The 16297-nt window shown below is 44.2% G+C and carries 7 protein-coding genes; 5 read left to right on the top strand and 2 right to left on the bottom strand.

Annotated elements, in window-relative coordinates; translation table 11 throughout:
- Positions 1–125: 125 nt before the first annotated feature.
- The 3 genes from QUA27_RS03860 (at position 126) to QUA27_RS03870 (ending at position 12663) form a co-directional block, all read left to right on the top strand.
- Positions 126–4988, top strand: coding sequence for a CHAT domain-containing protein (locus QUA27_RS03860; protein WP_333066440.1), 4863 nt, complete (start codon positions 126–128; stop codon positions 4986–4988).
- Between the two features lie 659 nt (positions 4989–5647).
- The gene (locus QUA27_RS03865; protein WP_333066443.1) at positions 5648–10957 is read left to right on the top strand and encodes a trifunctional serine/threonine-protein kinase/ATP-binding protein/sensor histidine kinase; all 5310 of its coding nucleotides are present in this window, start codon (positions 5648–5650) and stop codon (positions 10955–10957) included.
- A 170-nt stretch (positions 10958–11127) separates the two neighbouring features.
- Positions 11128–12663, top strand: coding sequence for an ATP-binding protein (locus tag QUA27_RS03870; protein ID WP_333066445.1), 1536 nt, complete (start codon positions 11128–11130; stop codon positions 12661–12663).
- A gap of 546 nt (positions 12664–13209) precedes the next feature.
- Here the strand turns inward: QUA27_RS03870 and QUA27_RS03875 are convergent.
- Positions 13210–13902 carry a DUF8692 domain-containing protein gene (locus tag QUA27_RS03875; protein ID WP_333066447.1) on the bottom strand — a complete coding sequence of 231 codons (693 nt, stop codon included), beginning with the start codon at positions 13900–13902 and terminating at the stop codon, positions 13210–13212.
- Positions 13903–13930: 28 nt separating this feature from the next.
- Positions 13931–15319, bottom strand: coding sequence for a GAF domain-containing sensor histidine kinase (locus QUA27_RS03880; RefSeq protein WP_333066449.1), 1389 nt, complete (start codon positions 15317–15319; stop codon positions 13931–13933).
- 121 nt (positions 15320–15440) lie between these two features.
- Here QUA27_RS03880 and QUA27_RS03885 point away from each other — a divergent pair, with 121 nt between their 5' ends.
- Together QUA27_RS03885 and QUA27_RS03890 are read left to right on the top strand one after the other, a co-directional pair.
- The gene (locus QUA27_RS03885) at positions 15441–15608 is read left to right on the top strand and encodes a hypothetical protein (RefSeq protein ID WP_333066451.1); all 168 of its coding nucleotides are present in this window, start codon (positions 15441–15443) and stop codon (positions 15606–15608) included.
- 106 nt (positions 15609–15714) lie between these two features.
- The gene (locus tag QUA27_RS03890) at positions 15715–16038 is read left to right on the top strand and encodes a DUF3155 domain-containing protein (protein ID WP_333066452.1); all 324 of its coding nucleotides are present in this window, start codon (positions 15715–15717) and stop codon (positions 16036–16038) included.
- The last annotated feature ends 259 nt before the right edge of the window (positions 16039–16297 follow it).

Consider the following 16297-nt stretch of genomic DNA (forward strand, 5'->3'; position numbering starts at 1 on the left):
AAAAAAATCAAAACGAGAAGAGATTAAAATTGGTAATGGAGAATTGGCTTTTCTGAATTCCCTCTTCCTTCCGGCTAATGACTAATGACTAAGAACTAATGACTAATGACTAATAGCTTCCTCCAATGACCTATTTTCGTTCTGCTCTAATTTTGACATTAGGTTTTGGACTGCTACCGCTAGCAGTGCGATCGCAACCTGTCGTTCCCGCTACTGACGGCACGAATACTGTTGTTAAGTCCGAGCAAAATCGTACAGACATTAGCGGCGGACAACTGTCGGGAAACGGGGGAAATCTGTTTCACAGCTTCAGCCAATTTAATCTCAGCGAAGGTCAAATAGCTAATTTTCTAACTAATCCAAACATTCAAAATATTTTAGGGAGGATTTCCGGCGACAATGTTTCCATAATTAACGGCCTGATTTCTGTAACCGGTGGAAACTCGAATTTATTCTTAATGAATCCTGCCGGAATTGTCTTCGGTCAAAATGCTAGATTAAACGTGCCGGGGTCGTTTTTGGCGACAACTGCTACAGGTATTGGTTTCGGCGATCGCTCGTTTAATTCTAGCGGAATTAATGATTACAAAGCTTTACTGGGAAATCCCAATCAACTTAATTTTAATAACTTACAAGTTGGTACAATTGTCAATGCGGGAAACTTAGCAGTGGGTACCGGACAAAGTTTAACTTTGGTCGGTGGCACAGTTATTAATACAGGCCAATTATTGGCTCCCAACGGTCAAATTACTGTGGCTGCTGTTCCGGGAAAAAATGCAGTCCGTATCAGTCAAAGCGGCAATTTGTTGAGTTTAGAAATTACTCCGTCTTTGCATTCGGAAAAAGATGCGATCGCCCCGGTTTCTTTGCCTCAGTTGCTGACGGGCCCCGGCGTAGCGTCAGCCACAGGTTTAACGACTAACGAACAAGGTCAATTGGTACTGACTGGCGGCAAAACAGTGGGGATAAATGGGGGAAGTGCGATCGTCTCCGGTTCTGTAAATGTATTTGCTCCTTCTGGGAATGCTGGCGGCACAGTTAATATTTTAGGGGAAAAAGTCGGACTGTTCGGCGCAAATATAGATGCTTCCGGGACGAACGGCGGAGGTACGGTGCGCGTCGGAGGCGGTTTCCGAGGGATGGAACCAGTGCCGAACGCACAGGTAACTTATGTTAGTCCTGATTCTACGATCGCAGCAGATGCGATCGACCGCGGCAATGGCGGCACTGCGGTAATTTGGTCAGACAATACAACTCGCTTCTTCGGCAAGATTAGTGCTCGCGGGGGCATCGCCGCAGGTAACGGCGGCAGAGTAGAAGTTTCCGGCAAAAATGCTTTAACTTTCCAAGGAGAGGTCGATACTCGCGCAACTAACGGTGCGATCGGCAATTTGTTGCTAGATCCGGCAAATATTACGATCGTCAGCGGTAACGGCGACAGCAGCGCGCCATCAACCGGTGGCGGACTCGAAGCGGCACCGGAACCCAATGAAACATCGATCTCAGAAGTGCAGTTGGAACAGATGGCGGCCGGCAGCAACGTGGTTCTAGAAACCCCAGGCTACATCACCCTCCAAGACTTGCCCGATAACAAACTTTCCCTGCAAGCGATCGCGGGAGACACCGTAACATTTAGATCCGGCGGAGTGTTTTTTGTCAATGACCCCAACGATTTAATCGAGACTAAAGGTGGCAACATCAACTTTTTCGCCAGCAGCATCTCTCTGGGCGGACTTAATGCCAACGGCGGCAATATCGCTATCACTGCTAACGGCATTGACTTTAGGGGCGGCAGCAATTCTGTCAGCAGTGCGGGAGGAACAATTCGCTTGCAACCCAACGACAGCCGATCGATTCGGATCGGTGGCACCGGCGATATTTTGGGCATTTTGGACTTGACGGCAAGGGATCTCGGCGCTTTGGCGGGGGGTTTCGGCTCGATCGCGATCGGGCGCGAAAACGGTAGCAGCTCGTCGATCGCGATCGTCGCACCCATTACCTTCAACAGCCCGCTGACACTTCAAGGCAGCTCGATCGCGATCGACAATCCCCTGAGCACAAGCGGCAGCGCTAGCTTGACTCTCGACGCGCCCAAAACCGATCTCAACGCCAACATTGCGACATCCGGCGGCGATCTCACTTTTACAGGCAACGCATCCCTCAATGCTGACGTGGCTTTGAGCGCGGAAGTTACCGGCAACATTCTGTTCTCCGGTAGCCTAGACGGAGCTCGCGCCCTGAGACTTGACGCTGGGCGAGTGCTGTTCGGCGGTACAGTCGGTCAAGCTGCACCGCTGGCGAGTTTGTACGTCCGCGCCGACAGTACCGAGGTTTCGGGCAATATTGCGACATCTGGCGACATGAATTTCAATAGTAACGTCACAGTCGATCGCACCGCCACCCTAGCCGCCACTACCGGCAATATCGCTTTTGCCAATACCCTCGACAGCACGCCGGGCCGGGCTAATAATTTGACGCTGCGGGCTGGCGGCAACATTACTTTTGAGGGCCTAGTCGGTCAAACTCAGAGGTTGGGCCTGCTCTCGGCTGATGCTGCTAGCGTGACGGCTGCTTCCACAATTACAGCCCGCAGTTTGAGCGTTAACGCGCGAGATTCTGTTACCTTCGGGGGGGACAGCAGGGCCGCTTTGGGAGGCGATATCAAGGCAGAAAATGTCCTCTTAGAGGGTAATTTAAGGACGGATGGCGGCAGCGTGAACCTGCAAGGAAGCGGCGAGGTTCGGACTGGTAATATTACCTCGAACGGTGGGAGGATTCGGGTTGAGGGAAATACTGTTGCAGCAGGCACGATCGACTCGTCATCAGCGGGAACAGGAGGCGCGATCGCTCTCCAAAGCAATGCCGGCCCTTTAACTGCGGGAGCTTTGAACGCTTCGGGGGCGATCGGCGGAAATATTGCTGTCACCTCTTCATCGGGCATTTCGGCTCTCGATATCAACTCCAGCAGCACTTCAAACGGCAACGGCGGAGGCGTTTCCCTGAGCGCGACTGATAACATTCAGTTGGGCTTTATCAACGCTCAAGGCGGCACTGGTGGTACTGGTGGTAGCGTTGATGTGACAACCCTCGGTTTGTTTCGCTCGAACAATGTTTTCAACGATATATCGGGCAATTCTTCGAGTATTTCTACTGCCGGAGGTGCGGGGGCGGGGGCAGTCGCAATTGGCCACGGAGGCGGTAGCGATCGACCGTTTGTAGTTGGCGGCGCGATCGAGAATGGAACCCTGGGAAGCATTAATGCTGGCGGGGGAAACGCCATTTTGCCCACTTTTTCTTTTGAACAAACTTACACCCAAGGAAGCTTACCAAATCAGATTTCCCTAATTACACCGGGCGCGCCCTCTACTCCTCCACCAACCCCCGAACCAATTGCCGAACCAATTGCCGCACCAATTGCCCCACAAATTGCGGTACCGCCTGTAGTGCCAGTAGTCCCCGTAAATCCCGATCCTGTGCTGTCACTTCCTGCATCTGTGCAAGTAGAATTGCGATCGCAAAGTCGATACAAAACTCCCCCAATTAGCCCGGATATTTTCGCTCCTTCTCGCAGGCTAGATTCGACAGGTTCGGGAGTTTTAGAATTTGAACAAACCTTTACTCGCGAGTACGAAAAATATCTTGACTTGCCCGCAAGAAGACCGATTAGTAATATGTCGGTTATTTACGAAACTCTTCGCAAAAACGAAAAAATTACCGGGATAAAATCGGCAATTATTTATATGAATTGGGTCAGCAGAGCGGATGCGGGCGCCGCCAAAGAAAATGATTCTGTAGTGGTGGCAACTCAGGATTTATCTAATCTATTGCCTGTGAGAACCAACCTCGCATCCCAGCCCCCTCATCCCTTAGAAAATAAGTTAACCCAGAGGTTGCGGCCGGATGGCAAAGAAGTTTCCGATGTTCCTAACGGGGAGCATTTAGAATTAGTGTTAGTAACAGCTAACGCTGAACCGAGGCGCGTTTTAATTCCAGCGACAACACGCTGGCAGGTGTTGCAACTAGCTGACGCATTTCACAGCGAAATAACTAATCCCCGCAAAAGAAGCAGCATTAGTTATTTAGATACGGCGCAAAAACTTTATCGGTGGTTAATTGCGCCAGTTGCCACAGAATTGGCAGCTTTAAAGATTGACAATTTAATTGTAATTCCGGCAGCAGGTTTGCGGAGCGTGCCGTTTGCGGCCCTTCATGACGGCAAAGGCTTTTTAGTTGAGCAATACAGCATTAGCGTGATGCCGAGTCTGAGTTTAACTGATATCGGCTACGACAATATTGCTGATGATGAAATTTTGGCGATGGGGGCGTCGGTATTTGAAGATAAAGCGCCATTACCGGCGGTACCGGTGGAGTTAGAGTCGATCGCGCCGCCCGATCGCGGAAAATCATTTTTGAATCAAGATTTTACTCTCGGAAATTTGCAAGCTCAGCGGGCAAATCGGCCTTTTGGCATCATTCACTTAGCAACTCACAGCGAATTCCAGCCTGGGGAACCGAAAAATTCTTACATTCAGTTGTGGGATACTAAATTGCGTATCGATCAAATGCGACAGTTGCGGTGGAATGAACCGCCGGTGAATCTGTTAGTTTTAAGCGCGTGCAGTACCGCTTTGGGCGACGAAGAGGCGGAGTTGGGGTTTGCGGGTTTGGCGGTAGCTAGCGGTGCTAAATCGGCTTTGGCGAGTTTGTGGGAAGTCAGCGATGAGGGGACTTTGGGGCTGATGACGGAGTTTTACCGCCAGTTGCGGACCACCAGACGCGGTGGCAATTTGATGATTAAAGCGGAGGCTTTGCGGCGCGCGCAATTGGAGATGCTGCAGGGGCGCGTGCGGATTCAAGACGGGATGCTGCGAGTCGATGGGCTTTCTACGAGTCTAATTTTGCCTCCGGAAATTGCGGCGCGGGGCGATCGAGTGCTTGTGCATCCTTATTATTGGGCCGCCTTTACAATGATTGGCAATCCTTGGTAATGGAGATGTTGAATGAAGAAGGAAAAAGAGGCGTTGCTGAATCAATGTATCATATCATATTCGGTCGAGCGACCGCGATTTTTGTAGAGGCTGGTTCAGCAACAATACCTGCCAATAATTGACAATCTCAAAAACCCGCCCCGACCAGGATATTATGGTTAATGGCTCGGACATGATATCAATAGTGCAGGAACGAGAATATCCTGAAATTTTAGGTAATGTATAGCAATCCTAAATCATTTGTGATTTTTTTACTTTCTCCCCTCTTGATCGGGGGAGGATTGGGGTGGGGTAACAAATTTACTACTCCTGCAAATATTGCTATATGGGGTGATTTGCACTCGCTTTCATTACATGATAATTCCCATATTTATACTTTAATTATGCAGCGCCCAAATCTCCTAGGAAGCTCAACGGCGATCGCACTTCACTCTGTTTTGCCGGATTTTGCAGGAAACTCGATAGCGAGCTCACTCCTAACGCGAATGTTTAGCCGTCTTATTTTTAAGAAATATTAACAAAAAATAACTTTTATTTTAAAATTTAAGCTTTTCTTAAGTTTTGGGGTATTGTTATGTATTAGAGGATACATCTACTTAATTAATTAACAATTTCTACAAAAAAATATTGAGTATTAATACTCACAAGAGGCTGTAAGAATGATTAACTTACCGGGTTACGACATTACCAACCAAATCCATGAAAGTAATAATTCTTTAGTTTACCGGGGACTGAGAAAGCAAGACAACCAACCGGTAATTCTAAAATTTCTCAAACAAGATTATCCGATGCCAGCTTCGTTAGTCAGATACAAGCAGGAATACGAAATTACACACAATCTTAACCTAGAAAGTGTGCCTAAAACCTACAGCTTAGAAAGATACCATAACAGTTTGGCTATCATTTTCGAGGATTGTGGTGGAGACTCATTAAAGCTTTTGTTGGCTTCTCACCAACTTACCTTAGAAGAGTTTTTATTAACAGCTATTAAAATAACCAGGGCGTTAGGTGAAGTTCATCGACATAAAATTATTCATAAAGATATCAATCCCAGCAATATCATTATTAACTCAGCCACAGGGCAAGTTCAAATTATAGATTTTGGCATCTCTACTGTTTTAAAGCGCGAAAATCCTACCCTTAAAAATCCTAATGTTTTAGAAGGTACTCTTAGCTATATATCGCCGGAACAAACAGGCAGAATGAACCGAGCAATAGACTACCGCACAGATTTTTACTCATTAGGAGTCACTTTTTACGAACTGCTAACGCGGCAATTGCCATGGGATTACAGCGATGCAATGGAATTAATCCACTGTCACATTGCTAAACAAGCAGTACCGCCCCATCAAATCAATCTAGAAATTCCTCAAGCTGTTTCTGATATTGTGATGAAGCTATTATCGAAAACCGCTGAAGCCAGATATCAAAGCCCTTGGGGCATTATAGCTGACTTAGAAGAATGCCTAGAACAATTAAAAACTACGGGAGGAATTGCAGATTTTGCGATCGCCCAAAAAGATATTACAGATAAGTTTCAAATCCCTCAAAAACTCTACGGCAGAGAAACAGAAGTTGAAACCTTATTAGCAGCCTTTGAGCGAGTCAGCAGGGGCAGCACCGAAATGATGCTAGTATCCGGTTACTCTGGCATTGGAAAATCCGCCTTAGTACAAGAAGTTTATAAACCAATTACTAAAGCCAGAGGTTATTTTATTGCCGGAAAATTCGACCAATTTCAACGAAACATCCCTTACGCGGCCGTTGTCAAAGCATTTCAATCATTAGTCAAGCAACTCTTAACAGAAAGCGAAAATCAACTCAATACCTGGAAAGAAAAACTATTAGCAGCTATTGGCACGAATAGTCAAATCATTGTAGATGTCATTCCGGAAATAGAATTAATCATTGGCAAACAGCCGGCAGTACAAGAATTAAGCGCTACAGAAGCACAAAACCGCTTTAATTTAGTATTTCAAAAATTTATCCGTGTGTTTTGTTCAGTTGACTATCCCTTAGTCATCTTTCTCGACGATTTACAATGGGCTGATTCCGCCACATTGAAATTGCTACAAGTAATGATGGCAGATGAGCAAACCAAATATCTATTTCTAATTGGTGCTTATCGAGACAACGAAGTTAACCCATCTCATCCTTTAATGATGACCTTAGATGAGATGCAAAATCAAGGTGCAATAATCGAGCGAATTACTTTAGCTCCCTTAAACATTCAGCAGATAGGTAACTTAATTGCTGATACCGTTCGTAAAGACACAGAATCAGCGCTACCCCTAGCAGAGTTAGTGCTCAATAAAACTCAAGGCAATCCTTTTTTTGTCAATCAGTTTCTCAAAACTCTCTATCAGGAAAACCTACTCAAATTCAACTTTCAACAAAGAAATTGGGATTGGAATATTTCCGAAATTGAATCAGTAGGTATTACTGATAACGTCGTAGAATTGATGATTGGCAAATTGAAAAAACTGCCCGAATCAACTCAGCAAGTTTTGCGTTTGGCTGCTTGCGTGGGTAATAGTTTTGACTTAAAAACTCTCTCAATTATTAATGAGAAATCTTGGGGAGCCACGTTTCAAGAACTATTGCCAGCCATCCAAGAGGGATTGATTTTAACTACTTCTGAGTTAGGTGCTACCGAATCAGAAATAATTAATTCCGACTTGGTAATTACTAATTATAAGTTTTTGCATGACCGCGTGCAGCAGTCAGGTTACGCTTTGATTGACTCAAAACTGCAAACAGCAATTCACCTACAAATTGGTCGCCTCTTACTGGCAAATATTTCTCCTGAGCGACGAGCAGAAAGAATTTTTGAAATTGCCGATCATTTGAATTCTGGTCGGCATTTAATCATTGATTCTCACGAGCAAATTGAACTAGCTATTTTAAATTTAACAGCCGCTCGCAAAGCCAAAGATGCAACGGCTTATGCTGCTGCCAGAGATTACTTAAAATTTGGTCGAGAAATTTTACCGGGCGATATTTGGCAAGACTCCTACGAACTAGCTTTTACGTTTCATAAAGAGCTGGCAGAAGCCGAATATTTAAACGGCAATTTTGAAGAATCAGAAACTTTAATAGAACTGGCATTTGCCCGGGCGAAATCCGATCTAGAAAAGGCAGAAATTTACAACATTTTGATCGTCCAGTACACTCTGCTGAGTAAATATGAAGCAGCAGTTCAATCGGGATTAAAAGCCCTTCACTTGCTGGGCATAGACTTGGCAGAATATAATTTAAGCGACGCGGTTAATGCGGAAATGGCGGCAGCTCAAGCTAACTTGGCAAACCAAGAAATTGCTTCATTAATTAATACAGAAAAGATGAAAGACCAGGCTCAACTAATGGCCATGCAATTATTGGGCAACATGGGGCCGCTAACGTTCTTTTCATCTCAAGAACTGTGGAAGTTGACTGTGATCAAAGCGATTAACCTTTCTCTCAAGTACGGTTTTGTAGCGGGAGGGTCTTATTGCTATTCATGTTATGGAATTATCCTGAATTCAATTGTAGGGGATTACCAATCGGCTTATGAGTTTGGCAGACTCGCTCTTACTCTGAGCGAAAATTCAAATAACTTGTCTCAAAACTGCCAAGATAGTGTGATATTTGCCAATTACTTAAACTGCTGGGTGAGACCGCTCAAAACTACGGCGGAAATTAATAACGAAGGTTATAAAGTTGGTTTGCAATCGGGCAATTTGCAATGGACTGGTTATAACCGGATGTTTCAAACTATTACCTATTTCTTCCAAGGTATGAATTTAAATAACCTCTTGGAAGATATTGCCAAGTCGCTCCATTTTTGCGAGCAAACTAAAAATTTATGGGCAATTGATATAATTCTTGCTAATAAGTCAGCAATTTTGAATTTGATGGGCGAAGAGGATGATGTTAGCGATAAACAGCATTTAGAAAATTTCCACAGCCGTAAAAGTATGGCGGCACTGTGCGAGTTTTATGTTTTAAAAGCGCAGACTTTATATCTTTACGGACTGTATAGTGAGGCGCTAGAAGCATCGGAGCGCGCTGCTGAACTGCTGGATTATTTGATGGGTCACATTTCTAGCGCACACTATCATTTTTACCGTTGTCTGATCTTAACGGCTCTGTATTCAGAGGTTTCTGAATCGGAGCGAAAAGATTACTGGCAGCAATTAGAAGCTCATCAGAAACAAATCAAAATTTGGGCGGACAATTGCTCGGAAAGTTTCGCACATAAATTCTCGCTGGTGGCGGCAGAAATGGCGAGGATTTCAGGTCGAGATTTGGAGGCGATGGATTTGTACGATCGCGCTTATTCTCAGGCTAGAGAGGGTAATTTTATTCAGAATGAAGCGCTGGCGGCGGAACTTGCTGCTAAGTTCTGGTTGGGGAAAGATAAAGAAGAATTTGCACAAATCTACTTGACTAAAGCCCACTATGGCTACCAATACTGGGGTGCTCAACGTAAAGTTGAGAGTCTGGAGGAAAAATATCCTCAATTAATCGCGAGAACTTCCGGGAAGACAACTACTCAAACTAAAGTTAATCGCACTACGACGGCGACTACTAGCAATAATTTAGGGGAGACTTTAGATTTAACTACTGTGATGAAAGCTTCCCAAGCGATTTCGGGTGAAATTGTTTTGAGTAGGTTGCTGGAAAGATTGATGAAAATTGCGATCGAAAATGCGGGGGCGCAAAAAGGTTTTTTGATTTTAGAAAAAGCGGGAAACTGGGCGATTGAGGCGGAAGGTTCGGTGAAGGAGGATGAATTTAGCGTGCTGCGATCGCTTCCTCTCAATCCCACAGCAGCTTCTGGGGGTACTCCTTTGCTGGCAAGTGCGATCGCCAATTATGTGATTCGCACTCAGGAAAATGTGGTGTTAAATAATGCTGCTCAAGAAGGACAATTTACTCGCGATCCTTATATTGCAGCTACTCAACCGAAATCTATTCTTTGTACTCCTTTGCTGCACCAAGGTAAGCTGACTGGCCTTCTTTATTTGGAAAATAACCTGACTGAAGGGGCTTTTACTACCGATCGCCTAGAATTGTTAAAACTGTTATCTGCCCAAATTGCTATTTCTATTGAGAATGCTCAACTTTACAAAAATTTACAGGAGTTTAATCAAAACTTAGAGCAATTAGTGAGCGATCGTACTCAACAATTATCGAACACCCTACAGGCTTTAAAAGCCACCCAAACTCAGCTAGTCGAATCGGAAAAAATGGCATCTCTGGGAGGATTAGTTGCTGGTGTTGCCCATGAAATTAATACTCCCATCGGAGTGGGTGTCACTGTTGCTTCAGCCTTGGCAGAAAACACCACCGAATTTGCATCTATTTATAAAAGTGGCAAAATGAAGCGCTCGGATTTAGAAGAGTTTGTCGATATTGCTACCCAAAGCAGTAAGGCACTTCTAATTAACCTAGATCGGGCGGCAGCATTGATTCAAAGCTTTAAGCAAGTAGCAGTCGATCGCTCTAGCGAAGAACGCCGTACTTTCCCAATCCGACCTTATCTTGATGAAATTTTATTACAATTAAAACCAAAGTTGAAAAATAGCCAACATTCGCTTAAAATTAAAGGAGATAGCAAAATTGCTATAGATTCTTATCCAGGAGCCTTGTCCCAAGTTGTGACAAACTTGCTGATCAATTCTCTGATTCATGCCTACGAACCAGGGATTTCTGGGGAACTACTCTTTGCTTGGGAGCAAGAAGGTAATCGGCTAAGGTTTGAATACGCCGATGAAGGTAAAGGTATTCCCCCAGAAAACTTAAGTAAAATTTTTGAGCCATTCTTTACCACTAAGCGTGGTCAAGGTGGCAGTGGGTTAGGGTTACATATTGTTTACAATTTAGTCACTCAAAAACTAAAAGGTGAAATTGAATGTCTAAGTGAGTTGGGAAGAGGAACCAAGTTTATTATTAAATTACCCATGCAAATTGATTCACAAATGTAGAGTTCCAATTCCGATTTCCTGGCAAAGATAACTAAGTAAATCCACTTCCTTAAAAATAAAATAATGATGACTGAAAAGGTTGCTGTGTAACTCTTCTCTATTCTGCCTTTTTCTTAACAGGTTTTCTAACTTCAAATCTAAACATTAGTAAAAAATAAAGGTGTAGAGCAATGAAAAGTGATTTTGACGATTTGTTAACTAAATCATCTGCAGAAACAGTATTCTTTGCCGAAGCAATCGACTCCAATGATGAAATTTTTTTTGCAGATGAAACCACAGAAGAAAAGCTGACTGAAAGTTGGAAAGTTTTAGTTGTAGATGATGAGGCTCAAGTTCACACAGCTACCGAAATTTCACTAAGGAAGTTTGTCTTTGAAAACAAATCTTTAACCTTCCTTAATGCCTACTCCGCTCGTGAAGCTAAACAGCTAATCCAAGAAAATCCTGATGTTGCCATCATCTTACTTGATGTAATTATGGAAACCGATGATGCTGGCTTAAACTTTGTTAAATATGTCCGAGAATCTTTAGGCAATCAATTAGTGCGAATTATTTTACGCACGGGTCAACCCGGACAAGTACCTGAAAAAAGCATTATTATCAATTACGATATTAATGACTATAAAACTAAAACTGAATTAACGACATCAAAGCTATACACTACGATGCTAACAGCTTTGAGAAGTTTTTCTCTAAGTTATAAATTGCAGTCTGAAATAGAGCACCGCGAACAAGTAGAGAAAGCACTCCGTATCAGTCAAGAAAAAGAGTACCAAAAATCTCTTGCTCTAGAACATTTTGTCAAAGAACTGCAAGAAACACAACTTCAGCTAGTTCAAAGTGAAAAAATGTCTAGTCTCGGTCAACTCGTGGCAGGTGTCGCCCATGAAATCAACAATCCGGTTAACTTTATTTACGGCAATCTCTCCCACGCCAACGACTATATTAAAGAACTCATTAATATGTTGAATCTTTACCAACGGTATTACCCGCAACCCGAAGCAGAAATTGTCGAGGAAATAGAAGATGCAGAGTTACCATTTATCATAGATGATTTACCAAAATTGCTTTCTTCCATGCAGTTAGGGATCGAACGCATTCGCAATATTGTTCACTCTCTACGCAATTTTTCGCGGTTGGATGAAACAGAAATTAAATCAGTAGATATCCACGAAGGCATGAATAGCACTTTGCTGATCTTACAGCACAGACTAAAGGCTAAGTCTGATCGGCCTGCTATTAATGTGATAAAAGACTATGGTGCATTGCCGCTTGTGAACTGTTATGCCGGTCAGCTCAATCAGGTGTTTATGAACCTTTTAGCGAATGCTATAGATGCTTTAGAGGAGCGCCTAAGTAGAGAAGATGGTGCAGTTTTTAAACCCCAGATTTTGATTCGGACTGAAGTTGTACCCGGCAATTCGCATGACAATATTAGCTCGGCTTCCCACATCCTGGTAACAATTTCTGATAATGGTGTGGGAATGACAGAAACAGTTCGTGCTAAACTTTTCACTCCCTTTTTTACTACTAAGCCCATAGGAAAAGGTACAGGCATGGGATTGTCCATCAGCAGAAAAATTTTGATAGAAAAACACTGCGGTCAATTGGAGTGTATTTCTACGCCAGAGCAGGGAACCCAGTTTATTATTGATCTGCCGACAATCTGTACATCCACTAAGCTCGCCACCGTAGCGAATGCCTAGAAAACTTATCTGGCTGAATTGATCGTATATCGGTTTTCAGTTGCATGAGAATAGGGTAATTGCTAATTCCTCATTAATCGGAATTCTGAGAGAATTTTTTCCCGCATCAAGTTTCCCGCTTTTCTGGGGGGGGACTTGATGCAATACGGTTCATTTAGTGCTAAAACTTTTGAACCACTTTGGATTATTCTTAATCAATGGAAGTGCTATTTTTTGTGACAGATTGCTGGAAAGTTGACCGAAGTTTTAGTGCTGATTTAAGTAAAATTATGAGCACAAACTATAGGAAAAGACTTGAGGAAAAAAATACAATATGAAGACATTATTTTACTCACTTAAAATAAAAAACTATTGGCTACTCTAAATCTGAACAAAGGCTCAGATACTCCGTTGGATCGATTATTAATTCACCGTTCCTAAAGTTGCCGATATTCCAATTCCATATCAAAATCAAAGAAATTATTTTGGTTTTATGCGATCGCCGGCGTTGCTTAGTGATACCCTTATTCAGAAACGGCTTTTTGTATAGTAATTTAATCCAGCCGATCAACGCTCTTCGCTTTGCCGTAAATGCCGCCAGATTTCTTGATGACATACGTACCAAAAATACAGGGCTAAATTCACAAGAGCTAATAATTTAGTACCATCTTCTAACATCGCGTGTAGTCCTTGATTTTGATTGTGTAAAATATCCTCCAACCGCGAGATAGCAAACAATATGAATGCTGCAACTAATGGAACGTAAGGAGTGGTTTTGATGTATCGCAAAAACTTAACTAGGTAAAGGAAAACAGCACTACCATAACACAAATAAATTAATTTCTTAGATATTCCCAACCGAGACATAATCAAAGTCATCCGAAACCTGTCATCCAGGTAAAGGACTCCCAGGAGTAAAGCACTAAAAAATAAGAATGTCGCCGCTCGACTCTGCGGCTCTTTTTGTCGCAACACTCCGAACGTAAATGCACAAATTGCGACTGAGAGGCACCCGGTAACTTCGGAAACTCCGGTTAGAATTCCGTCGTAAGGCAACCAGAAATTAAAAGGATCGCTAAATAGGCGTTCAAGTCCGCGTCCCTTGTTGTTGAATTTGGCATATACGCTCAGCCCGCCCAAAATCCCAATAGTCAGAATGTTAAAAAAAGCTAAAAGCGGTACACCAAAAAAGTGTTTCTTGAAAACTTTTAAATAATTTGATAACTTGGGAAGTTTATCGAATAAAGGCAGATGCTTCATAAAAAATGTCTCTAAGCAATAGAGTTCGTTAATTATTCACTGGTAGCCAAACCACAAAGGTAGTGCCACGATCCGTTGGATATAATAAATTAGTTTCTGCAAAGGGTAGCCATTCAGGATTGAGTGGGGAAAATACTTCTATTTCTCCTTGCATTTGGCGGACTAAATCGCGGGCGATCGCCAAACCCAATCCTGTGCCAGGAATTTCGGTCTGCGCTTTTTCTCCCCGGTAGTGCCGCTCAAATAAATGCTCTAAATCCTGGGGAGGAATGCCAGAACCTGTGTCGCTGACGGCAACTGCTATGGCAGGCAATTGGCTGTATCCTGCCCGATCGCCATCCGCGGCTTTGTACCTTACTTTAATATAAATTTGGCGGCCGGCAGGGGTATATTTCAAAGCATTGTCAATTAAATTGCTCAAAACCTCGCGCAAAGCTCGATCGTTCGCTGAGACTGGCGGCAAATCAGCCGCAATGTCAGCTACCAATTTCAGATTCCTTTCAGATGCGATCGCCTCGGCGGAAGTTAACAGCGGTTTTAAGACTTCTGTAACAAAACAGGATTCCTCCAAATTGGCCACAGGTGACAGCGACAGAGGAGAATGCCGGATTGATTCCACATTGGAGATTGCTTTTTCTGAACTGCCCGATCGCAGTTTTAGATGTGCTTCGCCGGTGTCAACAGTTCGATCGAACTGGCCGAGCAACTCTTGCAGCCGATCGCTCTCTCGGACAATACTAAAAGCCACATTGCGGTTTTTGTCTTCCGGTACCAGCCGCCGCGCTAACAGCTTGCCAAAAGTTCGCAACGCTGTCAGCGGACTTTTGAACTGGTGCAGCAAATTGTGCATCGTGTCGTAAACCTGAGCCTGGATTTGCCGACTCGTACCCAATTCCTGCTGCATCCACTGCGATCGCTGGTCTAAAATGCAGGCTAGGGCTAAGGTGCGAGCAATTTGTTGTATCTGAGCCTCCTCTCGCTCGTTCCAAGGCCTGTCTTGCCGACCGCTGACTAGAAGTCCCATTACAGCTCCCTCGTGTATCAGAGGCGTCACTATTTGCATCCGCTGCTGCCACAAATTCTCCGGGCCTTGGCACTGATTGGAACCGCGCTCATTACCCGGAAGCCGCTCGGGTGCGATCGCCCCTACCGTTGATTCTTCCACTGGCAGAACAGGCGGCGCCAGCAGGCGCGGTACTGGTTTTACTGTCGAGCTTTCGGAAGATTGCAACCTCAACCCCTGATTTTCTTCCGATTCGGCTGAGGTTTCTGGGTAAACCGCGATCGGCACCAACTTTGCTTCGCTGCCTTCTACCAACTCTTGTGTCAGGTATACCGCGCTGAATTTCGCTCCCAAACTAACGGCGATGGCCACCTGCGAGCGGCAAAGTTTGACAAATTCTGAACTGGCTGGCATTAACATGAGCGCCACATTAAGATATCTAACGGAATTCTAAGTAAATTACAAATTATCGGCCACCGATTACTGATGAGAGACTTCTAGATTTCAGGTTTCTTCCCTTTGATAGAAGGCAGCTATGTTGAAGGCATCGGGCTTTCATGAACCCCAATTGCCCCGCCTCGCCGTCGGCGCAGCTTCCACCGATCCCCAAGCTTGGCTTTTGCCGGAACTTGCGGCCAACCATAGCACAACCGCTACACTTTTGTCGATCGGCACGAATGTTAAGATTATGTCGATATATTAAAAACAGTTGAATTTTTGAGCTAGAACGGATATACTGGCCTCGGATTTGGTAGCTATCATTACAACCTGTCTGCTCATACTGTCTGCTCACAGAGGAGGTAAAGAAATTGGCCAGGAGACGCAAACGCAAGAGTCGCCGCCGACAAGAAGGACGCAGAATTTTAGAGTGTGTGCCTCAATATAGCATCGAGAGCGGCGAAGATAAACCCGTAACAGCGGCTCGCAAGTTCATCCATGCAGAAGGCATTGCTCCCCCAGCTTTGCTGTTAGTCAAGCGTAACGAGCATACCACTGACAGATACTTCTGGGCCGAAAAAGGTTTATTTGGAGCCCAATACGTAGAAGAGAACCATTTCTTGTTTCCCAGCTTAAAGGTGATGTTGGAAGCTACCACAGAAAAAATTCCTGTGGTGTCAGCGGCCCGCGCATAGCTCAAAATGTTTAGCTCAAAACATTGACAGCAATGTTTTTCTAAGTCTTTTAACAAAAGCGCGAGAGTTCTCATTGTCTGGAGAGTGCCAACTGAAATTTCTGCGAAAAGTCCTTAGGAATTAGGGTATAAGGAGCCATCGCAACAGGCTTGATCGCAGCCCAAGGGCGATCGCCACAATTGGCACTTTCACGATAATGGTTTTTTTTTGACTGTTTTGTCGATCGAACAAGTGAATCAAAAAAACAGCCAACGAGAGA

This window comes from Microcoleus harperi Pol14_C6 (assembly GCF_036701295.1).
GTDB lineage: Bacteria > Cyanobacteriota > Cyanobacteriia > Cyanobacteriales > Microcoleaceae > Microcoleus.

Coding starts and splice junctions, on each gene's coding strand:
- QUA27_RS03880 (WP_333066449.1), bottom strand. CDS start 15,319: ATGCCAGCCAGTTCAGAATTTGTCAAACTTTGCCGCTCGCAGGTGGCC.
- QUA27_RS03870 (WP_333066445.1), top strand. CDS start 11,128: ATGAAAAGTGATTTTGACGATTTGTTAACTAAATCATCTGCAGAAACA.
- QUA27_RS03885 (WP_333066451.1), top strand. CDS start 15,441: ATGTTGAAGGCATCGGGCTTTCATGAACCCCAATTGCCCCGCCTCGCC.
- QUA27_RS03860 (WP_333066440.1), top strand. CDS start 126: ATGACCTATTTTCGTTCTGCTCTAATTTTGACATTAGGTTTTGGACTG.
- QUA27_RS03865 (WP_333066443.1), top strand. CDS start 5,648: ATGATTAACTTACCGGGTTACGACATTACCAACCAAATCCATGAAAGT.
- QUA27_RS03875 (WP_333066447.1), bottom strand. CDS start 13,902: ATGAAGCATCTGCCTTTATTCGATAAACTTCCCAAGTTATCAAATTAT.